The organism is Acidovorax sp. 100, assembly GCF_003688355.1.
GTDB lineage: Bacteria > Pseudomonadota > Gammaproteobacteria > Burkholderiales > Burkholderiaceae_C > Acidovorax > Acidovorax delafieldii.
Genome location: NZ_REFD01000001.1, coordinates 470,900 through 492,696 on the forward strand (window position 1 = coordinate 470,900; position 21,797 = coordinate 492,696).

General features: G+C 65.6%; 22 protein-coding genes and 1 pseudogene. 5 read left to right on the forward strand and 18 right to left on the reverse strand.

Features of this window, described 5'->3' with window-relative positions; translation table 11 throughout:
• Window positions 1-134: 134 nt before the first annotated feature.
• Entirely contained in the window at window positions 135-845 is a 711-nt protein-coding gene (locus tag C8C96_RS02255) for a DUF2971 domain-containing protein (protein WP_121943833.1), read from the reverse strand.
• A 273-nt stretch (window positions 846-1,118) separates the two neighbouring features.
• Here C8C96_RS02255 and C8C96_RS02260 point away from each other — a divergent pair, with 273 nt between their 5' ends.
• Window positions 1,119-2,438 carry a flavin-dependent oxidoreductase gene (locus C8C96_RS02260; protein WP_121941288.1) on the forward strand — a complete coding sequence of 440 codons (1,320 nt, stop codon included), beginning with the start codon at window positions 1,119-1,121 and terminating at the stop codon, window positions 2,436-2,438.
• Window positions 2,439-2,572: 134 nt separating this feature from the next.
• Window positions 2,573-3,172 (forward strand): ATP-dependent Clp protease proteolytic subunit, encoded by a 600-nt coding sequence (locus C8C96_RS02265; protein ID WP_121941289.1) that lies wholly within the window; start codon window positions 2,573-2,575, stop codon window positions 3,170-3,172.
• Window positions 3,173-3,250: 78 nt separating this feature from the next.
• Here C8C96_RS02265 and C8C96_RS02270 read toward each other — a convergent pair whose 3' ends face one another.
• From C8C96_RS02270 to C8C96_RS02305, 8 genes are all read right to left on the reverse strand, one after another.
• Window positions 3,251-4,204, reverse strand: a complete 954-nt coding sequence (locus C8C96_RS02270; RefSeq protein ID WP_121941290.1) for a Gfo/Idh/MocA family oxidoreductase — start codon at window positions 4,202-4,204, stop codon at window positions 3,251-3,253.
• 24 nt (window positions 4,205-4,228) lie between these two features.
• Window positions 4,229-5,095, reverse strand: coding sequence for a class III extradiol dioxygenase subunit beta (locus C8C96_RS02275; RefSeq protein WP_121941291.1), 867 nt, complete (start codon window positions 5,093-5,095; stop codon window positions 4,229-4,231).
• A 2-nt stretch (window positions 5,096-5,097) separates the two neighbouring features.
• The gene (ligA, locus tag C8C96_RS02280) at window positions 5,098-5,538 is read right to left on the reverse strand and encodes a protocatechuate 4,5-dioxygenase subunit alpha (protein WP_056067994.1); all 441 of its coding nucleotides are present in this window, start codon (window positions 5,536-5,538) and stop codon (window positions 5,098-5,100) included.
• Window positions 5,539-5,542: 4 nt separating this feature from the next.
• Window positions 5,543-6,472: an amidohydrolase family protein gene (locus tag C8C96_RS02285; protein WP_121941292.1), complete on the reverse strand. Its 930-nt coding sequence runs from the start codon at window positions 6,470-6,472 to the stop codon at window positions 5,543-5,545.
• Between the two features lie 33 nt (window positions 6,473-6,505).
• On the reverse strand, window positions 6,506-7,510 hold the full coding sequence (locus tag C8C96_RS02290) for a tripartite tricarboxylate transporter substrate binding protein (RefSeq protein ID WP_121941293.1): 1,005 nt from the start codon (window positions 7,508-7,510) through the stop codon (window positions 6,506-6,508).
• 86 nt (window positions 7,511-7,596) lie between these two features.
• On the reverse strand, window positions 7,597-8,280 hold the full coding sequence (gene ligK / locus C8C96_RS02295) for a 4-carboxy-4-hydroxy-2-oxoadipate aldolase/oxaloacetate decarboxylase (protein WP_056067987.1): 684 nt from the start codon (window positions 8,278-8,280) through the stop codon (window positions 7,597-7,599).
• A gap of 1 nt (window position 8,281) precedes the next feature.
• A complete protein-coding gene (locus C8C96_RS02300; RefSeq protein WP_056742987.1) occupies window positions 8,282-9,316 on the reverse strand; it encodes an amidohydrolase family protein in 1,035 nt (344 codons plus the stop codon).
• A 35-nt stretch (window positions 9,317-9,351) separates the two neighbouring features.
• A complete protein-coding gene (locus C8C96_RS02305; protein WP_121941294.1) occupies window positions 9,352-10,044 on the reverse strand; it encodes a substrate-binding domain-containing protein in 693 nt (230 codons plus the stop codon).
• A gap of 169 nt (window positions 10,045-10,213) precedes the next feature.
• On the opposite strand from C8C96_RS02305, the gene C8C96_RS02310 reads away from it, so the two are divergent.
• Window positions 10,214-11,179, forward strand: a complete 966-nt coding sequence (locus C8C96_RS02310; protein WP_056067984.1) for a LysR substrate-binding domain-containing protein — start codon at window positions 10,214-10,216, stop codon at window positions 11,177-11,179.
• Window positions 11,180-11,295: 116 nt separating this feature from the next.
• Here the strand turns inward: C8C96_RS02310 and C8C96_RS02315 are convergent, their stop codons facing one another.
• The 8 genes and pseudogenes from C8C96_RS02315 to C8C96_RS02350 all read right to left on the reverse strand — a co-directional run bounded on the left by C8C96_RS02315 (window position 11,296) and on the right by C8C96_RS02350 (window position 19,029).
• On the reverse strand, window positions 11,296-12,210 hold the full coding sequence (locus tag C8C96_RS02315; protein WP_121941295.1) for an NAD(P)-dependent oxidoreductase: 915 nt from the start codon (window positions 12,208-12,210) through the stop codon (window positions 11,296-11,298).
• Window positions 12,211-12,252: 42 nt separating this feature from the next.
• A complete protein-coding gene (locus tag C8C96_RS02320; RefSeq protein WP_121941296.1) occupies window positions 12,253-13,230 on the reverse strand; it encodes a tripartite tricarboxylate transporter substrate binding protein in 978 nt (325 codons plus the stop codon).
• Window positions 13,231-13,238: 8 nt separating this feature from the next.
• Window positions 13,239-13,970, reverse strand: coding sequence for an ABC transporter ATP-binding protein (locus C8C96_RS02325; protein WP_060984899.1), 732 nt, complete (start codon window positions 13,968-13,970; stop codon window positions 13,239-13,241).
• The gene (locus tag C8C96_RS02330; protein WP_056742979.1) at window positions 13,963-14,736 is read right to left on the reverse strand and encodes an ABC transporter ATP-binding protein; all 774 of its coding nucleotides are present in this window, start codon (window positions 14,734-14,736) and stop codon (window positions 13,963-13,965) included. Before C8C96_RS02330 ends, C8C96_RS02325 begins: the two co-directional genes overlap by 8 nt.
• Before the next feature lies 1 nt (window position 14,737).
• Window positions 14,738-15,733: a branched-chain amino acid ABC transporter permease gene (locus C8C96_RS02335; protein WP_121941297.1), complete on the reverse strand. Its 996-nt coding sequence runs from the start codon at window positions 15,731-15,733 to the stop codon at window positions 14,738-14,740.
• On the reverse strand, window positions 15,733-16,605 hold the full coding sequence (locus tag C8C96_RS02340; protein WP_121941298.1) for a branched-chain amino acid ABC transporter permease: 873 nt from the start codon (window positions 16,603-16,605) through the stop codon (window positions 15,733-15,735). Before C8C96_RS02340 ends, C8C96_RS02335 begins: the two co-directional genes overlap by 1 nt.
• Window positions 16,606-16,922: 317 nt before the next feature.
• Window positions 16,923-18,110, reverse strand: a pseudogene (locus C8C96_RS02345) (ABC transporter substrate-binding protein); the annotation flags it as partial.
• A gap of 142 nt (window positions 18,111-18,252) precedes the next feature.
• A complete protein-coding gene (locus C8C96_RS02350; RefSeq protein ID WP_056742974.1) occupies window positions 18,253-19,029 on the reverse strand; it encodes a GntR family transcriptional regulator in 777 nt (258 codons plus the stop codon).
• A gap of 269 nt (window positions 19,030-19,298) precedes the next feature.
• On the opposite strand from C8C96_RS02350, the gene C8C96_RS02355 reads away from it, so the two are divergent.
• Together C8C96_RS02355 and C8C96_RS02360 are read left to right on the forward strand one after the other, a co-directional pair.
• Window positions 19,299-20,354 carry an aromatic ring-hydroxylating dioxygenase subunit alpha gene (locus C8C96_RS02355; protein WP_108497914.1) on the forward strand — a complete coding sequence of 352 codons (1,056 nt, stop codon included), beginning with the start codon at window positions 19,299-19,301 and terminating at the stop codon, window positions 20,352-20,354.
• Window positions 20,351-21,316 carry a PDR/VanB family oxidoreductase gene (locus tag C8C96_RS02360; RefSeq protein WP_056067964.1) on the forward strand — a complete coding sequence of 322 codons (966 nt, stop codon included), beginning with the start codon at window positions 20,351-20,353 and terminating at the stop codon, window positions 21,314-21,316. Before C8C96_RS02355 ends, C8C96_RS02360 begins: the two co-directional genes overlap by 4 nt.
• 122 nt (window positions 21,317-21,438) lie before the next feature.
• Here C8C96_RS02360 and C8C96_RS02365 read toward each other — a convergent pair whose 3' ends face one another.
• Window positions 21,439-21,795: an HPF/RaiA family ribosome-associated protein gene (locus C8C96_RS02365; protein ID WP_056067963.1), complete on the reverse strand. Its 357-nt coding sequence runs from the start codon at window positions 21,793-21,795 to the stop codon at window positions 21,439-21,441.
• Window positions 21,796-21,797 lie beyond the last annotated feature (2 nt).

Genomic DNA, 21,797 nt, shown 5'->3' on the forward strand with positions numbered 1-21,797 from the left:
GCGTTGAGTCGAAGGACGGGGTTGGGCCCTGAGCGACCAGCCGCCCCGTTGACATGGCATACGTGGGAGCGACCAATCAAGGCCCGACGTGAGGGGGTGGCCTCTGGCGTGCGAGGCTTGACCGAGGATGCGGATTAGGTCGGTTTCGGCTTAGTCTTCTTTGGCCGTACGAAGATCGGGGAAATCTGCTTCTGCCGGACCATTGCGAAGCTGTTGAACGCCCCACGCAACTTGAAGACTTCGACCGGCTGCTTCGGTGGTGGCACCAGGGCCGCGAAGTCCTTAACCGTTTCCTTGCACCGGGCACCCAAGATGACCTCGCGAAGCTGAATATGCGGTTCGAATTTTAAGTAGTAAAGCCCGTCCTCCGCGTTGCGCTCCTCAAGATTGGCAAACAACCGCCATTCCTTTTCATACTCCCAGTCCTTGAACTTCGTTGTCAACAGCAGTTCAAACTGCCTTTCGGTCATCAAGTTGTTTGGTCCGAGGCTGTCAAATAGTCCTTTGATCCGGTTCGGCTCGTACTTCACCTGCGACGGCCAGTGCCGTTCGTCATCCACGACGAAGTCGAAGCCAAGGCACACGCCGTGGTGTTTGTGTCCATAGTGCGCCCACATTACCGGGCTTTCGTACGAAGTGCCTGTACAAAGAATGCCGATGTTCTTGTGCCAGTGGTCGTGCAGCACCTTCGCGACCTTGCGGGCCTGTTTTTCGCCAATGCACGCCCCAATAAACTCAAACGGGTCGTTGAGGTCGTTCAACCTGGACAGCTTGAACCGCTGTTCTTGCAGGATCTTCTTTGCCCATCTGGCTTCGGTCATGTAGTACAGGCGAATCGGCGTCATCTTGTTCTCCCAGCCCGGCAGGATGGTACAAGGAAGATCGCGGGTCAGCGGCAGTCGGTAAGAGACCGCTACTGGCCGATAGCACTCCTCCAGAGGCACAACCCAGCGGTTGCAATACGGGTCAGCTCTTTGTTCTGACCAGTAGGTCTATTTCTGCGCTTGGCAAGTCTGGCCGAACTGGAGCAGCCCATAGCACAGAGCCAATCGCAATCACCGCACTCCGCTGCGGCGTCCGCGACAAGCTCCACCCGCCGTTGCATGGACAATCTCGGCATGTCTGGCGCACCTACTCTTAGTTCACACCCTTCCTCGCCCCGCCCCGTGCTGATCGCCGGCGGCGGCATCGGTGGCATGGCCACTGCCCTCACCCTGCACCAGATCGGCGTGCCCTGCATCGTCTTTGAATCGGTGCCCGAGCTGCAGCCGCTGGGCGTGGGCATCAACCTGCAGCCCAACGCAGTACGAGAACTGCACGACCTGGGGTTTGGCAACGAGGTGCTGGACACGATCGGCCTGCAGGCGCGCGAATGGGCGCTGGTGGGTCGCAACGGCAATGAGGTGTACGCCGAGCCACGCGGGCTGGAGGCGGGCTACCACTGGCCGCAGTATTCGGTGCACCGGGGGCAGCTGCAGATGATGCTGTTCAACGCGGTGCGAGAGCGCCTGGGAACCGACGCAGTGCAGCTGGGGCAGCGGGTGGTGGGCTACCGGCAGGATGCGAACGGCGTCACCGCCATTGTCGAGACACGCGACGGAGAGAAGCGTGAGGTAGCTGGCTCGCTGCTGATTGCCGCCGACGGCCTGCACTCGGCCGTGCGGGCGCAGATGCACCCCACGCAGCCGCCCATCCAGTGGGGCGGCGCCATCATGTGGCGCGGCACCACGCCGGGGGTGCCGGTGCGCACAGGCGCGTCGTTTGTGGGCGTGGGCTCGCTGCGACACCGGGTGGTGTTCTACCCCATCACGCCGCCCGACCCGGCCACGGGCCTGGCCACCATCAACTGGATCGCCGAGATCACGGTGGACAACCAGGGCGGCTGGCAGCACGGCGACTGGAACCGGCGCGTGGCGCTGGAGGAGTTCATCCACCACTTCGAGGGCTGGAACTACAGCTGGCTGGACGTGCCCGCCATGCTGCGTGGCGCCAAGGACATTTTTGAATACCCCATGATCGACCGCGACCCCGTGCCCACCTGGGTGGACGGCCGCGTGGCGCTGCTGGGCGACGCGGCGCATGTGATGTACCCCGTGGGCTCCAACGGCGCCAGCCAGGCCATCGTGGATGCGCGCGTTCTGGGGGCGCAGCTCATCGCGCACGGTGTGGGCCCGCAGGCGCTGCGTGCCTATGACGACAAGCTGTGCAAGGACATCTCTGCGCTGGTGCTGCGCAACCGGGGCTCCGGCCCGTTTGGTCTGCTGGGGCTGGTGGACGAGCGCTGCGGCGGGGTGTTCGACCACATTGACGACGTGCTGCCACGTGAGGAACGCGAGGGCTTCATGGCTCGCTACAAGGCGGCGGCGGGCTTTGCGATCGAGACGCTGAATGCGGCGCCCCCCACCATTGCGCCGGGGCAACGCGTGGCCGCAGGCTGAACAGTCCGAGGGGCGCAGTGCGGGCCAGTGGGTCCGCCATGCAGCGCTGGCCTGAATATGCAAGCGCAGAGAAATGTCACGCCCGGCGTCTCTCGTTCGTCAAGGCAGTCCTATCACTCGCAAGGACTTGCCCCATGGACACGCCAGACACCAACACACCCGCTCCAGCCCAAGGCGCCGAACCGCGCACGTCTTACCTGGAAGAAAAAGCCTTCAAGGCCCGCACCCTGCTGGTCTTTGGCACCATCACCGACACCCTGGCCGCCGATGTGGCGCGGCGGCTGATTGCGCTGGATGCCGAGAGCGCCGAGCCCATCGACATGCTGGTGAACTCGCCCGGGGGGCACCTGGAGTCGGGCGACACGATCCACGACCTGGTGCGCTTCATCACTGCGCCGGTGAACATGATTGGCACCGGCTGGGTGGGCAGCGCGGCCACGCACCTGTACCTGGCGGCACCCCGCGAGCGGCGGTTCTGCCTGCCCAACACGCGCTTTCTGATCCACCAGCCCAGCGGTGGCGCCGGCGGCCCGGCCAGTGACATCGCCATCCAGGCGCGCGAGATGGTGAAAGCGCGTGAGCGGATTGCAGCCACCATCGCTCGGCAGACCGGCAGGCCGCCGGAGGTGGTGCTGGCAGACATCGAGCGCGACCGCTGGCTGTCGGCCGAAGAGGCGGTGGAATACGGCCTGGTCTCACGCATCATCGAGCACAAGGCGGCATTGAAGGGGTGATGCCAGACACCCCTAACTATCAAATGCATAGCCGCTGGCGATTGATACAAAAGCGCCAGCAGCCCATTGGGCTTGCAATCAGCCTGCGTTGAGCTGCAGCTCCAGGTCGTGCAGCACCTGGTAGCACGGCAGCACCTGGGCCACGCTGGCGTTGGGCTCGCGGCCTTCCCGGATGGCGGCGAAGAACTCGCGGTCCTGCAGCTCGATGCCGTTCATGCTCACATCGACCTTGCTCACGTCGATCTTCTCTTCCTTGCCATTCACCAGGTCGTCGTAGCGCGCGATGTACGTGGCCGAGTCGCCGATGTAGCGGAAGAATGTGCCGAGCGGGCCGTCGTTGTTGAACGAGAGCGACAGCGTGCAGATGGCACCGTTGGCGGCCTTGAGCTGGATGCTCATGTCCATCGCAATGCCCAGCGTGGGGTGGATAGGGCCCTGGATGGCATTGGCCTTCACGATGGGGCTGCCAGCCTGGTAGGCGAACAGGTCCACCGTGTGGGCAGCGTGGTGCCACAGCAGGTGGTCCGTCCAGCTGCGGGCCTGGCCCAGCGCGTTCATGTTGGTGCGGCGGAAGAAGTAGGTCTGCACATCCATCTGCTGGATGTTGAACTCGCCTGCCGTGATCTTCTTGTGCACGTACTGGTGGCTGGGGTTGAAGCGGCGGGTGTGGCCACACATGGCCACCAGGCCGGTCTGCTTTTGCAGGGCGATGACCTTCTCGCCATCGGCCAGCACGTCGCACAGCGGGATCTCGACCTGCACATGCTTGCCCGCTTCCAGGCAGGCGATGGTCTGGCTGGCGTGCATCTGCGTGGGCGTGCACAGGATCACGGCGTCCACTTCCTTGATGGCCAGGCTGTCGGCCAGGTCGGTGGTGACGTGCTTGATGCAGTACTTGTCGGCCACTTCCTGGGTCTTGGCCAGGTCGCGGCTGATGAGGGAGACGACTTCGACGCCGTCAATGTTCTTGATGCCGTCCAGGTGCTTGATGCCGAAGGCGCCAGCGCCGGCGAGTGCGACTTTGATGGTCATGGTGTGTGTCCTTTGGCGTGTTTTTTAGGTGTTCTCAAGAATCAGGTGGCCCACGGCGGTGTTGGACGCGGGCACATGGTAGAAGCGGTGCGCCAGCTTGGGCGGCTTGCCACCAGCCACATCGGCCATGGCGCCGCGGGCGATAAGCCACATCACGAGTTCGATGCCTTCGCTGCCCGCTTCGCGTACATAGTCGATGTGCGGGATGCTGGCGGCGGCCTCGGGGTCGTTGATGAGCTTGTCGAGGAAGGCGTTGTCAAACTCTTTGTTGATGAGACCTGCGCGCGGGCCCTGCAGCTGGTGGCTCATGCCGCCCGTGCCCCAGATGTGCACATTCAGGTCTCCGTCGTAGCTCTCCACTGCCTTGCGGATCGCCTGGCCCAGGTTGTAGCAGCGGCGGCCGCTGGGCACGGGGTACTGCACCACGTTGACGGCGAACGGGATCACCGGGCAGGGCCAGGCGCCCGTCTTCGGGTCTTGCTCGCCGCACATCAGAGACAGCGGCACGGTGAGGCCGTGGTCCACGTCCATCTTGTTGACGATGGTGAGGTCAAAGTCCTGCTGGATGACCGACTGGGCAATGTGCGCGGCCAGGTCGGGGTGGCCCTGCACCACAGGCACAGGGCGGGGGCCCCAGCCCTCGTCGGCGGGCTGGAACTGCGCGGCCGTGCCGATGGCGAACGTGGGGATCATCTCCAGGCTGAAGGCCGTGGCGTGGTCGTTGTAGACCAGGAAGATCACGTCGGGCTTGTTGTCCTTCATCCATTGCTTGGAAAAGTCGTAGCCCGCGAACAGCGGCTTCCAGTAGTCTTCCTGCGTCTTGCCCAGGTCCAGCGCAGCGCCAATGGCAGGCACGTGCGACGTGAACACGGAGGCGGTGATCTTGGCCATGGTCAGTTTCCTTTCTTGCCGGCAGCGCCTTGTGGCTGGCGGTGTGCCTGTGCGTCGCCGTCTTCGCCGATCACGCGGTTGCCATTGGCCGAGCGGCCGCCGCTGATCATCATGTTGCGGTATTCCTCTTCGGTCATGCCGGTCATGCTGCCCGCCATCTGCTGGAAGCTCTTGCCATCGGTGGCGCCGATCTTGGCCAAAAAGTAGATGTTGCCGCCCAGGCGGATGCACCAGTTCAGGTCGCGTGCCAGCACGGCCTGCTTCTGCTCTTCGGTCATCGCCCATTCATCGAGGTAGGCGCGTTCGTTGGCCTTGAAACGCTCGCGGTTGCCGGCCTTCATCAGGCTCATGCAGAACTGGTTGAGCCAGTAGCCCTTGCGGCTTTGCTCGGCGTCGAAGATGGTCGTGCCGGGCACGTCCAGGTAGGGTTTGTCGAGTGGCATGGCATCAGCCTTTCTTTGTCACTTCTTCAGGCCAGTAGAGGCGCATGGGGTTATCCACCAGCAGCTTTTGCTGCAGCTCCGCCGTGGGGGCGATGTGCGGAATGAAGTCCACCAGCAGGCCGTCGTCGGGCATGTGGTCCTTGAGGTTGGGGTGGGGCCAGTCGGTGCCCCACAGCACGCGATCGGGGAACTCTGCGACCACCTTGCGGGCGAACGGGATCACGTCGGTGTAGGCATTTTGCTCGCCGTTCAGGGCCTTGGGGCCAGTCACGGAGAGGCGCTCGGGGCAGCTCACCTTGCTCCACACGTTGGGGTGCTGGCGCATGAACTTCAGGAACAGCTCAAACTCCGGCCCGTCCACGGGCTTGCTCACATCGGGGCGGCCCATGTGGTCCACCACCACGGTGGTGGGCAGTGCGGTGAAGAAGTCCCACAGCTCGGGAAGGTCCACGGCCTCGAAGTAGATCACCACGTGCCAGCCAAGCTTGGCGATGCGCGCGGCAATCTCCATCAGTTCGTCCTTGGGCGTAAAGTCCACCAGGCGCTTGACGAAGTTGAAGCGCACGCCGCGCACACCGGCCGCGTGCATGGCCTGCAGCTCTTCGTCGCTGACCGAGCGCTTGACGGTGGCCACGCCCCGCGCCTTGCCGCCAGAGTGCACCAGCGCATCGACCATCGCGCGGTTGTCCGCACCGTGGCAGGTGGCCTGCACCACCACGTTGCGCGCAAAACCCAGGTGGTCGCGCAGCGCGTACAGCTGGTGTTTGCTGGCGTCGCAGGGCGTGTACTTGCGCTCGGGCGCGTAGGGGAACTCGGCCCCGGGGCCGAACACGTGGCAGTGCGCGTCCACAGCGCCTGCGGGCACCTGGAAGCGGGGTTTGCTGGGGCCGGCGTACCAGTCCAGCCAGCCGGGGGTCTTGGTGAATTCGCTCATGGGCGTGGGTCCTTGGTTGCTGGGTGGGGCAGGTCAGTCGAGGGACACGTTGGCCTTCTTGATCACGTCGCCAAAGCGCTGGCTCTCGTCCTTGACGAACTGGGCGAAATTCGCGCGGGTGGTGGGGAAGGGCTCGTAGCCAAAGCTCTTGAACTTCTCCTGCACATCGGCGCCGGACAGGGCCTGCTCGAGGTCCTTGCGGATCTTGTCGGTCACGGCAGGGGGCAGGCCGGGCGGCACCGCGATGGCGTTCCAGCCCGTCACCTCAAAGCCCTTGGGGCCACCCGATTCGCCCACAGTGGGCACATCCGGAAAGCTGGCCAGGCGCTGCGGCGCGGTGACGGCCAGAAAGCGCAGCTTGCCCGCACGTTGCAGCGGCCCGGCTGTGGCGGCGCTGCCCAGCGCAAACGACAGCTCGCCGGTGGAGACCGAGGTGTAGAGCTGCGTGGTTTCTTTGTAGAGCACGTGCTCCATCTGCGTGCCGGTGGCGCTTTCAAACAGCTCGGAGCCCAGGTGCACCGGGTTGCCGATGGACCAGGAGCCGTAGTTGAGCTTGCCGGGGTTGGCCTTGGCGTCGGCCACGATGTCGCCCACGGTTTTGTATTTGCTGTTGGCGGCCACGGTGAAGAAGAAATAGGTCTTGAACAGCGGCAGCAGCGTGTCGAAGTCCTTGGCCGTGTCGTACGGCAGCTTCTTGAACAGGCTGGGGTAGGCGGCCAGGTGCACGTTGTCGAGCACGATCAGGTCATGCCCGTCCTTGGCGCCGCGCTTGAACGCATCGATGGCGATGAAGCCGTTGCCACCGGGGCGGTTCTCGACCACCACGGGCTGGCCCCAGCTCTTGGACAACTTGTCGGCCACCAGGCGGGCCACGCCGTCCGGGCCACCGCCCACGGGGAAGGGCGTGATGATGCGCACGGGCTTGGACGGAAACGCCTGCGCCGAGGCGAACTGGGGCACACAGCCCAGGGCTGTGGCCAGGCCCACGGCCAGGCCCACACGGCGGGAGAGAGAAACAGGAGACACGGAACAACGCATGGAAAGAAGAAGCTGCTTGCTATTAATTACATAGCTACAAGCACATGATTGACTAGCGCTTGCAGCCCAAAAGACTGAAAAACTGCTCAATCGATGTACTTGAGGCCCGCCTTCTCCAGGCCGGGGCGCATGTTGTACATGTCCAGGCCCAGCACGCCGCTGGCGAGCTTGGCGCGCTTCTCGCCTTCAAAGCTCTCGCGCTTTTGGGCGGCGGCCAGGGTCTCGGCCGCGCGGGCGGCGGGCACACACACCACACCGTCGTCGTCGGCCACGATCACGTCGCCCGGCGTGACCAATGCACCGGCGCACACCACGGGGATGTTGACCGAGCCCAGCGTGGCCTTGATGGTGCCCTTGCTGCTGATGGCGCGGCTCCACACGGGGAAGTTCATCTCCTGCAGCGTCTTCACGTCGCGCACACCGGCGTCGATGATGAGGGCGCGCGCGCCGCGGGCCTGGAAGCTGGTGGCCAGCAGGTCGCCAAAGTAGCCGTCGGTGCACTCCGAGGTGACGGCCGCCACCACGATGTCGCCGGGCTGGATCTGCTCGGCCGCCACATGCATCATCCAGTTGTCGCCAGGCTGCAGTAGCACGGTGACGGCCGTACCGCTGACCTGCTGGCCGCTGTAGATGGGGCGCATATAGGGCTTGAGCAGGCCCACGCGGCCCATGGCCTCGTGCACGGTGGCCGAGCCCAGGGCGGCCAGGCCGTCAGCGGCTGCGCGGTCAGCGCGGGTGATGTTGCGATAGACAACGCCAAGTTCAAACATGTCAGAGCCCCTTTGCCTTCAGGCGTGAGTCGAGTCGGGAGAACACGCGGCGCGTGTTGGCTTCGTAGATCTGGTGCTTGTCGTCGGCACTCAGGATGGTGGAGGCCTCGATGTAGCGCTTGGTGTCGTCGTAGTAGTTGCCGGTGGTGGGGTCAATGCCCCGCACCGCGCCGATCATTTCGCTGGCGAACAGCACGTTCTTCACCGGGATCACGGTGTTCAGCAGGTCGATACCGGGCTGGTGGTACACGCAGGTGTCGAAGTACACGTTGTTCATCAGGTGCTCGTCGAGCAGCGGCTTCTTCATTTCCTGCGCCAGCCCACGGAAGCGGCCCCAGTGGTAAGGCACCGCGCCACCGCCGTGCGGGATCAGGAACTTGAGCGTGGGGAAGTCCTTGAACAGGTCGCCCTGGATGAGCTGCATGAAGGCCGTGGTGTCGGCGTTCAGGTAGTGCGCGCCGGTAGTGTGGAAGCACGCGTTGCAGCTGGTGCTCACGTGGATCATGGCGGGCAGGTCGTACTCCACCATCTTTTCGTAGATGGGGTACCAGTGCTTGTCGGTCAGCGGGGGGCTGGTCCAGTGGCCGCCGGAAGGGTCAGGGTTCAGGTTGATGCCCACGGCGCCGTATTCGTGCACGCACTTTTCCAGCTCAGGGATGCAGGTCGCGGGATCGACACCGGGGCTTTGCGGCAGCATAGCCACGGGCACGAAGTGGTCGGGGAACAGCGTGGAGACCCGATAGCACAGCTCGTTGCAGATGGCGGCCCAGGTGCTGGACACATTGAAGTCGCCGATGTGGTGGGCCATGAAGCTGGCGCGTGGGCTGAACAGCGTGATGTCGCTGCCGCGCTCCTTCATCAGCTTGAGCTGGTTGGTCTCGATGGACTCGCGCAGCTCGTCGTCGCTGATGTGCAGGTCTGCCACTTTGGGCATGGCGGCTGGGTCTTTGATGCCGGCGATCTGCGCATTGCGCCAGTTCTCCAGCGCCTTGGGGGCCGTGGTGTAGTGGCCGTGGCAGTCGATGATGAGGCTCATTTTTGGGTGCTCCAGGAAGGTGTTCTTGTGATCGGTCAGGCGGGGGTCATGCCCTGCTTTTGCTTGGCGTCCGCCGCAGCGGGAGAGGCCAGGTAAGCCAGCAACGCACGTGCTGCATCCGCCTGTTGCGAATGCACGCCAACGCCTGCGGAAAACGTGGTGGTGATCTGGATGGCCGGTGGCAGCGGGCCCACGATCTGGATGCCCTGCACGTGCAGCAGCTCGCTCAGTTGCTGAAAGCCCAACGCCACCTCGCCCTTGGCCACCAGCGAGCCCACGGGCACGCCGGGGGGCGCCTGCACCATGCGCGGGGCGATCTGATCGGCAATGCCCCAGCGCTCGAACAGCTTGGCCAGCGCCACGCCGCTGGGGCCGGTGGACAGGCTGATGCTGGGCGCAGCCAACACGGCCTGGCGCACGGCGTCTTCGCTCGACAGGTCGGGCAGCGGCGCGCCGGCAGGCACGGCCACGGCCACGCCGGAGTGCACCCAGTCCACCTTGCTACCGGGCACCAGATGGCCCGCAGCCAAAAGCTTGTCGATGGCGTCGGAGGCGAGGATCACCACGTCGAACGCCTCACCGGCCGCCACACGCTTGGCAGCGTCCACACCGCCCACCGATTCGATGGCGGCCTGTGTGCCCGATTGCTGCGCAAAACCGGCCACCAGGTCTGCCAGCACTTGGCGCGTGGCCATGGAAGAAATGCCTCGGATCACTGGCGCCGTCATGCGTTGTCTCCTGCCGGGCTGCGGGTGGCCCAGGCGGTGCGTGCAGTTGTATACATGCCGCCGATTGTGGGCAGCCGCAGCCCAAACATGAAGGCGGCACCGGCACTACCAGATATATCATTCCGTGATCGTTGACCTACAGCTATTGCAAATAGCAGAGAGCCTTGCCATGGACCTCAAGCAGATCGAATACTTTGTGCGGGTGGCCGAGCTGGGCAGCTTTACCCGCGCCTCGGTGGTACTGGACATCGCCCAGCCCGCCCTGAGCCGCCAGGTGCGCCTGCTGGAGGTGGAGCTGCGCCAGAACCTGCTGGTGCGCAACGGCCGGGGCGCCACGCCCACCGAGGCGGGCAAGCTGCTGCTGGAGCACGGGCGCGGCATCCTGCACCAGGTGGAGCGCGCCCGCGAGGAGCTGGGCCGCGTGCGCGGCGCCCTGGCCGGGCGCGTGGCCATCGGCCTGCCGCCCAGCATTGCCAAGGTGCTGACCGTGCCGCTGACCCGCGCCTTCCGCGTGAAGATGCCCGACGCGGCGCTGGCCATCAGCGAGGGCCTGTCGGTTGCCATGCGCGAATCGCTGACCACCGGGCTGCTCGACATCGCACTGCTTTACAACACCACGCCCGCGCCGGGCATCGAGACCACGGCGCTGCTGGAGGAAGACCTGTTTCTGGTGCAGCGCCGCGCCCCAGGCCAGAGCGAGGCGGAGGCCGATGCCCTGGCCCGCACGCCCCTGCCGCTGGACGAGCTGCCGCGCTTTCCGCTGGTCATCCCCACGCGCCCCAACTCCATCCGCATGCTGGTGGAATCCGAACTGGCCGCACGCGGCAAGCGCCCGCAGATCAGCCTGGAGATCGACGGCGTGGCCGCCATCCTGGACCTGGTGGCCGATGGCGCGGGCTGCGCGGTGCTGCCCATGAATGCGGTCACCACGTCGGGCAAATCGGAAGTGTTCAGTACCCGGCCCATCCACGGCGCGGGCAGCGATGGGGACGGCGAGGAGGAGGGCGGCAGCACCCGCCTGCGCAGCAAGCTGTTCATGGCAGTCAGCTCGCAACGCCCGGCCACACTCACACAGCAGGCGATGGCAGAGCTGATTCGGACGACGCTGCAGGCTTTGTATAGAAGCCCCCCCTGAGGCGCTTCGCGCCTTCCCCCCGAGGGGGACGACGCCCTCGCTGCGGGGCGGCCCTTGCTCGGTGCCTCTGGCATTGCGCCGCGCCAGTTTCACCGGCGGGTGGCGATTCGCAGGGCTCAGTCCTTCGCGGGTGCGGCAGGCAAACTGCCTAGCACCCGATCCGCATAGTCCTGCCAGCGCGCGTCCTTGGGCAGGCCATGAAAGACGCCTTCGCGGGCCAGGTCGGCCACCCACTGCTGCTTGGTAGCGATGGCCGAGGCCATCAGTGGCTCCATGCCGGCCTCGTGCACCGTGTGGGCCGATTCGCGCATCTCTTCGGCGCGGCGCTGGCCGTGCTGCACGACGCGGCTGAAGAAGTAGCGACCCTGTTCGTGCCAGTCGATGGAGGGAAAGGTCTCGGCCAAGGTGGGCAGCACATGGTCTTCCACGCCGTAGTGGCGGGCGGTGGCGTAGCTCTCAATCACCAGGGCTTCAAGGCCCTTGATCATGATGCTGCGGCACATCTTGATGGCGCTGGCCACGCCCAGTTGCTCGCTCACGGGTTGGGCATCCATGCCCCAGCTGGTCAGCACAGCGGCCAGTGCGGCGGCCTGCGCGCCGCCCAGCAGCATGGGCACGCGGATGCCGTAGGGGGGCACCGAGGTCATCACGCCCGCCTCGACATAGTGCGCACCCCGCGCCCCGATGAGCGCAGCGGCTTGCTGCTTGGTTCCGGGCGATGCCGAGTTGAGGTCTAGGAACACGGTGCCGGGGCGGATGTGCTGCGCGGCCTCCTGCGCCACGGCCAGCGTGTTCGATGCGGTGACGGCCGAGATGATGCAGTCACAACGCGTGCACAGTGCCTGCATCCCATCCACGGCCACCACGCCCGCTTGCGCGGCGTGCTTCTGCAGGGCGTCGCGGTGCGCGGGGTCGGCCAGCTTCAGGTCCCAGGCAGCGACCGAGGCCACGCCGGGCTGGACACGCAAGCCCGCACTGAAGATCTTGCCCACCTCGCCATAGCCCACGAGGCCGATGTGTGTGATGTTCATCCGATTTGCCTTTCGGTCACAAAAGCCGAAGCGCAGCAACCGTCACTGCCGCGCGATCTTGGCCCGGGCGATCACGTCGCTCCAGCGGCGCACGTCGGCCGCCAGGTGCTCGCCCAGTTGCGCGGGGGTGCTACCCTGGGCATGGAGGTTCAGTTCCAGCAGGCGCTTTTTCACATCGGGCTGGGCGAGTGCGGTCTGCACTTCGCGCGACAGACGCTCCACCACGGCAGCAGGTGTCTTGGCGGGCACGGCCAGGCCGTTCCACGACGTGACGTTGAAGCCCGCCAGTGGCCCGCCGCTTCCGCGCACCGTGGGCACGTCGGGCAACTGCGGCGCCCGCTGCGCGCCCATCACAGCCAGCGGCCGCAGGGCCTTGGCGCCGATCTGTGGCATGAGACCACCCAGGATGTCGATCATCACGTCGATCTCGCCACCCCGCAGCGCCGTGATGACCGGCGGCGTGCCGTTGAAAGGCACCACCTGCGCGTCGATGCCCGCCGTCACCTTGAACAGCTCGGCCGCCAGGTTCTGTGTGGTGCCGATCTGTGGCGTGCCGATGTTGAGCTTGCCCGGGTGGGCTCGCGCATAAGCCAGAAGCTCGGCCAGGGTGGCAAAACGCCCGCCTTCTTTCACCACCACGGCCAGATCAAACGTGGCCAGCAGCGAGACAGGCGCAAAGTCCTTGAGTGTGTCAAACGGCAGCGACTGGAACAGCGCGGCGCTCACCGCCGTGCCACTGCTCACCAGCAGCAGCGTGTGGCCGTCGGGCTCAGCCCGCGCTACCAAGTCTCCCGCTACCACGCCGCCAGCGCTGGGTTTGTTTTCGATGACCACGCTTTGCCCCAGCGGGCCGGCGATCTTCTGGCCCACGGTGCGCGCCGTGATGTCGGCCGCACCGCCCGCCGCATTGGGTACGACGATGCGCAGCGGGCGTGAGGGGAAAGCGGCCTGCGCGCTGGCCGCACCGCCGAACGACGCTGCCAGCCAGGCCAGAAGGGTTCTGCGGTGCACGGCTTGCATGGCGCGCGCTACCGTGCCACGCCCAGCAGGCGGTCCAGCAGCTCGGGTTGGGCGCTCAGCTCGGCAGCGCTGCCGGTGTGCACCACAGTGCCCCGGTCCAGCACGGCGGCGTGGTCCGAGATGGCCAGGATGGCCTGCGGATGCTGCTCCACGATGATGGCCGACAGGCCCTCTTCGCGCGTGATGCGGCGGATGGCGCGCAGCAGCTCTTCCACGATGATGGGCGCGAGGCCTTCGAGCGGCTCATCCAGCAGCAGCAGGCGCGGGTTGAGCACCAGCGCGCGGCCCACGGCCAACATCTGCTGCTCGCCACCCGACAGCTGTGTGCCCAGGTTGGTCTTGCGCTCGGCCAGGCGCGGGAACATTTCGTACACGCGCTCGGGCGTCCACGGCCGTGCGGTCGATCCTTTGCGGCCCGGGCGCGCCACGGCCGTGAGGTTCTCGTGCACCGTGAGCGACTTGAAGATGTTGCGCTCTTGCGGCACCCAGCCGATGCCGGCCGCCGCGCGTTCGTGCGGGGGCAGCTTGTGCAGCGCCACGCCGGCCAGGCTCACTGTGCCGGCATGCTGGCGCGTGGCCCCGGCCAGCGTGTTGATGAGCGTGGTCTTGCCCGTGCCGTTGCGCCCCAGCAGGGCCAGCGTGTCGCCTTCGGGCAGGGCCAGCGAAATGCCTTGCAGCACCACGGCCTCGCCGTAGCCCGCGCTCAGGCCCTCGATGCGCAGGAGTTCTGTCTTAGACATGCGCATCCTCCCCATGACCGAGGTAAACCGCCTTCACCTGCGGGTCATTGGCGATCGTGTCCGGGTCGCCCTCGGTGAGCACCGTGCCGTTGACCAGCACCGTCATGCGGTTGGCAAAGCTGAAAACCAGGTCCATATCGTGTTCGATCAACAGCACCGAGACATCGGCGGGCAGGGCCGCCACGGTCTGCAGCAGCTCCTCGCGCTCGCCGGCGGGCACACCGGCCACGGGTTCGTCGAGCAGCAACACGCGCGGCTCGCAGGCCAGCGCAATCGCAATCTCCAACAGGCGGCGCTTGCCGTAGGCCAGCACGCGCGTTTCCTCGGCCATCACGGAAGTCAGGTGGAACTGCTCCAGCAGTTGCTCGCAGCGCTCGGTGACCGCCTTGCGCGCGCCCAGCGGTTGCCACCACTTGCCGCCCAGGCCCTGGTGCTGCGACACGGTGAGCGCCAGTGTCTCCAGCGGCGTGAGGGTGTCGAACAGCTGGTTGATCTGGAAGGTGCGCACCATGCCGCGCTGCACACGCTGGTGCGGCGCCAGGCGCGTGATGTCCTGGCCTTCGAGGGTGATGGAGCCTTCGGTGGGCTCCAGCACGCCAGTCAGCAGATTGATGAGCGTGGTCTTGCCCGCGCCATTGGGGCCAATGAGCGCATGGCGCGCGCCCTTTTGCAGGTTCAGCGTGACGTTGTTGGTGGCCGTGATGCCGCCAAAACGCTTGACCAAGCCCTTGGCCGACAGCACGGTGGTGGAAGTTGTCGTGTTCATATCAATGGCCTCCAGCTTTGGAGGCAGCCCCGGCCTTGCGACCGGCGCCAAACCAGGTCCAGGGGCGGAACAGACGGTCACGCCCGACCAGTACCAGCACCACCAGGAACAAGCCCACCCAGAAGGTCCAGTACTGCGGTGTGATGGACGAGATCACGTCCTGCAGCAGCTTGAAGCCAATGGCGCCGAGGATGCCGCCGTACAGCCAGCCCACGCCGCCGATCACCAGGATCAGCATCACGTCGGCCGAGCGGTGGAACTCGAACAGGTCGAGCGAGGCAAAGCCCGTGGTCTGCGTGAGCAGTGCGCCCGCGGCACCGGCCAGCGCAGCGGCCAGCGTGTACACCTGCGCCAGCTTGGCCGTCACGGGGATACCGATGGCCATGGCGCGCAGCCGGTTGTCGCGGATGGCATTGAGCGTGGCACCAAAAGGCGACTGCACGATGCGCCGCGCGAGCAGGAAGAACACCAGCAGCACGGTGAGCGAATACCACGCGGCCGTGCGGCCGTACAGGTCAAACTCGAACTGGCCCAGCACCGGCCCCATCATCACGCCCTGCAGGCCGTCGGCGCCACCGGTCAGCCAGTCGAGCTTGTTGGCCAGCTCCAGCATCACCAGTCCCACGCCCAGCGTGACCATGAGGCGGGTGAGATCGGTGCCGCGCATGATGGTGAGCGACGCCACGGCGCCCAGCACGGTGGCCGCGCCAATGCCCACGGCCAGGCCCACCAGCGGGTCGGGCATCACATGCTTGGCAAACAGCGCGGCCGCGTAGCCGCCCAGCCCGAAGAACGCCGCATGGCCCAGCGAGACAATGCCGGTGTAGCCCAGGATGAGGTCCAGCGAAATCGCGAACAGCGCCACGATGGCGATCTCGTTGATGATGAGCGCATGGCTCGGCAGCGCCAGCGGCGCGGCAAAGGCCAGCAGCCACAGCACGGGCTCCCACCAGCGAAAGCGCCGGGCCTGCAGCAAGGTGTTTTGCAGGTTCGACATCACTTGCCCCCCTTGCGCACAAAGAGGCCCTGGGGGCGCCAGATGAGGATCAGGATCATGAGGCTGTACACAATGAAGGCGCCCAGCTTGGGGATGTAGTACTTGCCTGCCACGTCGGCAATGCCGAGCAGCAGCGCGGCCAGCAGCGGGCCGGTGATGGACGAGGTGCCGCCCACCGCCACCACGATCAAAAAGTAGATCATGAACTTGAGCGGGAAGCTCGGGTCGAGACCCAGCACCTCCGCGCCCAGCGCACCGCCCAGGCCCGCCAGGCCGGACCCGAAAGCAAAGGTGGACAAAAACACGATGTTCACGTTGATGCCCATGCCAGCGGCCACGCGCTGGTCGTCCACACTGGCGCGCAGGCGGCTGCCGAAGCGGGTTTTGGTGAGCACATACTGCAGGCCCACGGTGAGCGCAGCGCACACCGCGATGATGAACAGGCGGTAGTGCCCCATGCCCAGCATGAGGGCACCGCTGCCGATCTCGGTACGGCCCTTGAGCCATTCAGGCAGCTGCATGATCTGCTGCGTGGAGCCCACAAAGTAGTCCACGCTGGCCACGGCCATGAACACCAGGCCAATGGAGAACAGCACCTGGTCCAGGTGGGCCTTGTGGTACAGCGGGCGGTACAGCGTGCGCTCCAGCACGCCGCCCAGCAAGGCCGTACCGACAAAGGCGATGGGCAGGCAGACGAGGAAAGGCACATCCAGCCGCTGCATGAGCAGCACGGTGATGTAGCCCCCCGCCATGGCAAAGGCCCCGTGCGCGAGGTTGATGAAGTTCATCAGCCCCATGGTCACGGCCAAGCCGACTGCCAGGATGAACAGCAGCATGCCGTAGGCAACGCCGTCGAAAAAAATGGTCAGCATGAAATCACTTCATTGAAGACAAAAGTGCACCACCCTGCTCAGGGCTGTGGAAGTGCGACGAATCACCAAAGCCGGACGTTCAACCTGCGGCCCCCGGTTTCGACAGGCTCAGCCCGAACTGATCGAGAGGGAGCCTGCCCGTAAATACTGGCGCGGCCCAGACCAGCGGCCGCCGCGCAAGGGCCGCCCCGCCGCGCTGGCGGCGTCCCCCTTGGGGGCTGAGTGCCGCGGCTCCGAGCCTGCCTGCGCAGGCTTGGACGGCAACGAAGAGGGCCGCATCTGGCGGACACACCGAGCGGGTCGCGGCTCAGGGGGGCTTATTTAGTCTTGCCGGGGTCCTTGACGTCCTTGATCACGTCGAACTCCACGTTGTACAGCTGGCCGTTCACACGCTCCACCTTGCGCAGGTACACGTCCTGCACGATGTCGCGGGTCTGCGCATCGATGAACACCTTGCCGCGCGGGCTTTCAAAGATCTGACCCTTCATGGCGGCCAGCAGGGCGTCACCGCCGCCGGCACCCTTGGTGGTCTTGAGCGCTTCATAGATCACGCGCATGCCGTCATAGCCACCCACGGCCATGAAGTTGGGACGCAGGCCCTTGTTGGCCTTCTCGAAGGCTTCCACGAACTTCTTGTTCATGGGCGAGGGGTGCGCAGCCGAGTAGTGGTGCGAGGTGACCACGCCCAGCGCGCCGTCGCCCATGTCGTTGAGTTGATCGTCGTCCGTCACGTCGCCGGTGCCGATGAGCTTGATGCCGGCCTTGTCCATGCCGCGCTCCAGGAACTGCTTCATCACCGCAGCGCCCGCGCCCGAGGGCACAAAGACAAACAGCGCGTCGGGTTTGGCGTCGCGCACCTTCTGCAGGAAGGGAGCGAAGTCGGGGTTGCGCAGCGGCACGCGCAGGGCTTCGGTCACCTGGCCGCCGTTGAACGTGAGGCGCTGGTTGAAGAACTTTTCGGCGTCGATGCCGGGGCCGTAGTCGCTCACCAGGGTCACGACCTTCTTGATGCCGTTCTTGGGTGCCCAGTCGGCCAGGGCCACCGACACTTGCGGCAGCGTGAAGCTGGTACGCACCACATAGGGCGAGGCCTCGGTGATGCTGGACGTGGCGGCAGCCATCACCACCAGGGGGGTCTTGGACTGCGTGGCCAGCGGGGCGGTGGCCATGGCTGAGGGCGTGATGCCCATGCCGGCGAGCACGTTGACCTTTTCGTTGACGACCAGCTCCTGGGCCAGGCGGCGGGTCACATCAGGAAGACTGGTGTCGTCCTTGATGATGAGCTGTACCTTCTTGCCACCCACCATGTCGCCGTTCTGGGCCATGTACAGGCGCGCCGCGGCTTCGATCTGGCGGCCGGTGGTGGCTTGCTGGCCGGTCATGGGCAGAACCAGGCCGATCTTGAACACGTTGTCCTGCGCCACGGCGGGCAACACGGTCAGGCCGGTGGACAGCGCGATGGCGGCGGCAGCCGAGGCACGAAGAAGGTGGCGTTTTTGCATCGTTGTCTCCTGTGGAAAGTCGTTGTATACAGAAAATGCTGGCGGGAGTTTGGCGTGGGCTGCGTTATTTCACAAGCGCAAATTCAAGCATTCAGGTATCGCCAAATGCAATAACCCAAGAAGCCCCGGACGCCTGCACCGGCCGTTATGCCCGCTCGCGGATCAGCTGTACACCGGGCAAGCCCTGCACCTGCGACGCCTGCACCGCCGCCAGCAGGTTGCGCCGGGTGATGCGCGAGTGCTCTCGCAGGATGGCCTCGGCCCGTGCACCCTCGCGCCGCTCGATGGCATCGAGCGCCTGGCGGTGCTGGTCTTGCGCCACCACCAGCATGTCGCGCGCCTGGGCCGAATGCGTCTGCACCACCACAAACGCAGAGGGCGACGCAAACGGCAGGCCCTTGACGCGGTCCAGCTCCCGCGCCACCACATCGCTGCCCACCATGCGGCTGAGCAGCAAGTGAAACCGTGCATTCAACTCCACATAGCGCGAAAAACCTTCGTCATCCAGCGTGGGCGGGGCCAGGGCACTGTCGATGGCGTCCAGGCAGGCATGGGCCTCGGCCAGCAGGGCGGGGGCCACGCCCCGCTCGGCCGCCAGGCGCGCGGCCAACCCTTCCATGGTGCCGCGCAGTTCAATGGCGTCGGCCACATCGGTTTCAGAGAACGTGCGCACGGCGTAGCCGCCACCGGGCAGTCGGTGCAGCAGGCCCTCCTGCTCCAGCCGCATCAGCGCGGCGCGAATGGGCGTGCGCGATACCCCCAGCTTCTCGACGAGGGTCAGCTCGGCAATGCGGGCGCCGCCGGGCAGCTCGCCCGCCAGGATCATCTCGCGCAGGCGCAATTGCGCCTTGACGGCCTGCGAGGTACCTGCCTCGGCGGCCTCGGCCGGCAGGGCAATGGTCAGGGGTTCGGGAGGGTTCATGGCGATAGGGAGCGATGCGACCAGCGAGGGGGAGAGAGTCAGTCAGCGCAATGTATACACAAACCAAAACAACATCCACTCAAAAACACTTCAACACATTACAAAACAACAAGTTAGAAGATATGCCAGAGTGCAATAGCTGCTTTACGCCTTTACTATGTATACATAAACTCGCCTTTTTCGCACAATCGCCCCACCTAGCCTGCGATCTGCGAGCGGGCTGTATACCAAGCCTGCAACGACACCATCCACCACGGAGAGAGACAACCATGTATCCCAAGAACGCCTGGTACGTAGCCTGCACGCCCGACGAGATCGCGGACAAGCCCCTGGGCCGCACGATCTGCGGCGAGAAGATCGTGTTCTACCGCCCCGCGCCCGACCAGGTCGCCGCGCTGGACGACTTCTGCCCCCACCGGGGCGCCCCGCTGTCGCTGGGCACGGTGTGCGAAGGCCACCTGCAGTGCGGCTACCACGGCCTGCGGGTGGAATGCACGGGCAAGTCGGTGTCCATGCCCGGCCAGCGCGTGCAGGGGTTCCCCAAGGCGCGCAGCTTTCCGGTGGTGGAGCGCTATGGCTTCATCTGGGTGTGGCCCGGCGACGCCGACAAGGCCGACCCCGCCACCATCCACCACCTGCCCTGGGCCAACAACCCTGAATGGGCTTACGGCGGCGGGCTGTACCACATCGCCTGCGACTACCGCCTGATGATCGACAACCTGATGGACCTGACGCACGAGACCTATGTGCACTCCACCAGCATCGGCCAGAAGGAAATCGACGAGGTGCCCTGCAAGACCCGCGTGGAGGGCGACGAGGTGATCACCAGCCGCTTCATGGAAGGCATTGAAGCCCCTCCATTCTGGAAGATGGCGCTGCGCATGAACGGCCTGCCCGACGACCAGCTGGTGGACCGCTGGCAGATCTGCCACTTCACGCCCCCCAGCCATGTGCTGATCGAGGTGGGCGTGGCCCTGGCCGGCAACGGCGGCTACAACGCCCCGGCCGACAAGAAGGCATCGAGCATCGTGGTGGACTTCATCACGCCCGAGACCGAAACGTCGATCCACTACTTCTGGGGCATGGCGCGCAACTTCAAGCCGCAAGACCCGTCGCTCACCACCCAGATCCGCGACGGCCAGGGCAAGATCTTTGCGGAGGACCAGCAGATGCTGGAGCTGCAGCAGGAGAACCTGCTGCGTTACCCCGACCGCAAGCTGCTCATGCTCAACATCGATGCGGGTGGCGTGCAGTCGCGCAAGATTCTGGACCGCCTGCTGGCGGCAGAACGCACACCTGCCGCAGCACAGGCGGTGGCCGCATGACCGCGCAGGAGACCCTGCAGGTCCGCGTCGTCAAGAAGCAGGCCGAAGCCGAGGGCATCGCCAGCTATGAGCTGGCGCGGCTGGACGGCGCCGCACTGCCGCCGTTCAGCGCGGGCTCGCACATCGATGTGCACCTGCCGGGCGGGCTGACGCGGCAGTACTCGCTGTGCAATGCCTCGCACGAGTCGCACCGCTACCGCATCGCCGTGTTGCGTGACCCGGCATCGCGCGGCGGCTCGGTCGCCATGCACGACAGCGTGCACGAAGGCGACGTGATCACCATCAGCACGCCGCGCAACCACTTTGCGCTGCACCCTGCACAGCGCACGCTGCTGCTGGCGGGAGGCATTGGTGTGACGCCACTGCTGTGCATGGCCGACCGGCTGGCGCGCACGGGCGCTGACTTTGCGCTGCACTACTGCACCCGCTCTGCCGAACGCACGGCGTTTGCTGCCGAAATTGCTACATCGGCCATTGCGCCCCACGCCCACTTTCACTTCGATGCAGGCGCCCCCGAGCAGAAGCTGGACACCGCCGCCGTGCTGGCGGCCCCCGGCCCCGACAAGCGTCTGTACGTGTGTGGCCCGGCAGGCTTCATCGACCATGTGGTGACCACCGCCAAGGCACTGGGCTGGGCGCAGGACCACATCCACCTGGAATACTTTGGCGCCCCGGCGCAAGACACCTCGGGCGACCAGGGGTTTGAGGTGCGCATTGCCAGCACGGGCAAGGTCTACCCCATTGCCCCCGATGTGTCGGTGGTGGAAGCGCTGCGCAAGGAGGGCATCGACATCCTGACCTCGTGCGAACAAGGCGTATGTGGCACCTGCCTCACGCGCGTGCTGGAGGGCGAGGTGGACCACCGCGACATGTACCTGACCGACGAAGAAAAGGCGGCCAACGAGCAGTTCATGCCCTGCTGCTCCCGCGCGCGCAGCAAGCTGCTGGTGCTCGACCTGTAGGCGACCCCAACAAAAAGGCGCTGCAACCTTCGGGCAGCAGCGCCTTTTTCATTACTCCTGAATTGATAGCTACCAGCACATGAAAACCATGCGCTAGAAGCCCATTTCACTTCGAATTCACTTCAATCCCGTTCGTCGGCGGCCACACGGATGGTGTCGCGGCCATTGCGGTCCTTCACACGGCCCAGGTCAGTGTCGAGGGCGCGGGCCAGCTTGTCGGCCGCGCCGATGAAGGCGTTGGCCATCTTGTCGGCCTCATCAGTCACGGTGATGGGTTGGCGGCCCGTGACACGCGCTTCGATGCGACAGCGCTTGTCATTGGCACCGGACTTGCCCGCATCCAGATCGGCGAGGAACACCTCCAGCCGCGTCACGTGGTCCTGAAAGCGGGACAGCCGGCTCTTGCACTCGTCCGTGATCCAGCGCGCCAGCGAATCGCCGCCGTGGATGTGGTCGTCGGTGTTGACTTGTACTTGCATGG

What these genes read in the sequence shown, in the direction of transcription:
- C8C96_RS02255 (WP_121943833.1), bottom strand. Translation starts at nt 845, where the DNA reads ATGACGCCGATTCGCCTGTACTACATGACCGAAGCCAGATGGGCAAAG.
- C8C96_RS02260 (WP_121941288.1), top strand. Translation starts at nt 1,119, where the DNA reads ATGTCTGGCGCACCTACTCTTAGTTCACACCCTTCCTCGCCCCGCCCC.
- C8C96_RS02265 (WP_121941289.1), top strand. Translation starts at nt 2,573, where the DNA reads ATGGACACGCCAGACACCAACACACCCGCTCCAGCCCAAGGCGCCGAA.
- C8C96_RS02270 (WP_121941290.1), bottom strand. Translation starts at nt 4,204, where the DNA reads ATGACCATCAAAGTCGCACTCGCCGGCGCTGGCGCCTTCGGCATCAAG.
- C8C96_RS02275 (WP_121941291.1), bottom strand. Translation starts at nt 5,095, where the DNA reads ATGGCCAAGATCACCGCCTCCGTGTTCACGTCGCACGTGCCTGCCATT.
- ligA (WP_056067994.1), bottom strand. Translation starts at nt 5,538, where the DNA reads ATGCCACTCGACAAACCCTACCTGGACGTGCCCGGCACGACCATCTTC.
- C8C96_RS02285 (WP_121941292.1), bottom strand. Translation starts at nt 6,472, where the DNA reads ATGAGCGAATTCACCAAGACCCCCGGCTGGCTGGACTGGTACGCCGGC.
- C8C96_RS02290 (WP_121941293.1), bottom strand. Translation starts at nt 7,510, where the DNA reads ATGCGTTGTTCCGTGTCTCCTGTTTCTCTCTCCCGCCGTGTGGGCCTG.
- ligK (WP_056067987.1), bottom strand. Translation starts at nt 8,280, where the DNA reads ATGTTTGAACTTGGCGTTGTCTATCGCAACATCACCCGCGCTGACCGC.
- C8C96_RS02300 (WP_056742987.1), bottom strand. Translation starts at nt 9,316, where the DNA reads ATGAGCCTCATCATCGACTGCCACGGCCACTACACCACGGCCCCCAAG.
- C8C96_RS02305 (WP_121941294.1), bottom strand. Translation starts at nt 10,044, where the DNA reads ATGACGGCGCCAGTGATCCGAGGCATTTCTTCCATGGCCACGCGCCAA.
- C8C96_RS02310 (WP_056067984.1), top strand. Translation starts at nt 10,214, where the DNA reads ATGGACCTCAAGCAGATCGAATACTTTGTGCGGGTGGCCGAGCTGGGC.
- C8C96_RS02315 (WP_121941295.1), bottom strand. Translation starts at nt 12,210, where the DNA reads ATGAACATCACACACATCGGCCTCGTGGGCTATGGCGAGGTGGGCAAG.
- C8C96_RS02320 (WP_121941296.1), bottom strand. Translation starts at nt 13,230, where the DNA reads ATGCAAGCCGTGCACCGCAGAACCCTTCTGGCCTGGCTGGCAGCGTCG.
- C8C96_RS02325 (WP_060984899.1), bottom strand. Translation starts at nt 13,970, where the DNA reads ATGTCTAAGACAGAACTCCTGCGCATCGAGGGCCTGAGCGCGGGCTAC.
- C8C96_RS02330 (WP_056742979.1), bottom strand. Translation starts at nt 14,736, where the DNA reads ATGAACACGACAACTTCCACCACCGTGCTGTCGGCCAAGGGCTTGGTC.
- C8C96_RS02335 (WP_121941297.1), bottom strand. Translation starts at nt 15,733, where the DNA reads ATGTCGAACCTGCAAAACACCTTGCTGCAGGCCCGGCGCTTTCGCTGG.
- C8C96_RS02340 (WP_121941298.1), bottom strand. Translation starts at nt 16,605, where the DNA reads ATGCTGACCATTTTTTTCGACGGCGTTGCCTACGGCATGCTGCTGTTC.
- C8C96_RS02350 (WP_056742974.1), bottom strand. Translation starts at nt 19,029, where the DNA reads ATGAACCCTCCCGAACCCCTGACCATTGCCCTGCCGGCCGAGGCCGCC.
- C8C96_RS02355 (WP_108497914.1), top strand. Translation starts at nt 19,299, where the DNA reads ATGTATCCCAAGAACGCCTGGTACGTAGCCTGCACGCCCGACGAGATC.
- C8C96_RS02360 (WP_056067964.1), top strand. Translation starts at nt 20,351, where the DNA reads ATGACCGCGCAGGAGACCCTGCAGGTCCGCGTCGTCAAGAAGCAGGCC.
- C8C96_RS02365 (WP_056067963.1), bottom strand. Translation starts at nt 21,795, where the DNA reads ATGCAAGTACAAGTCAACACCGACGACCACATCCACGGCGGCGATTCG.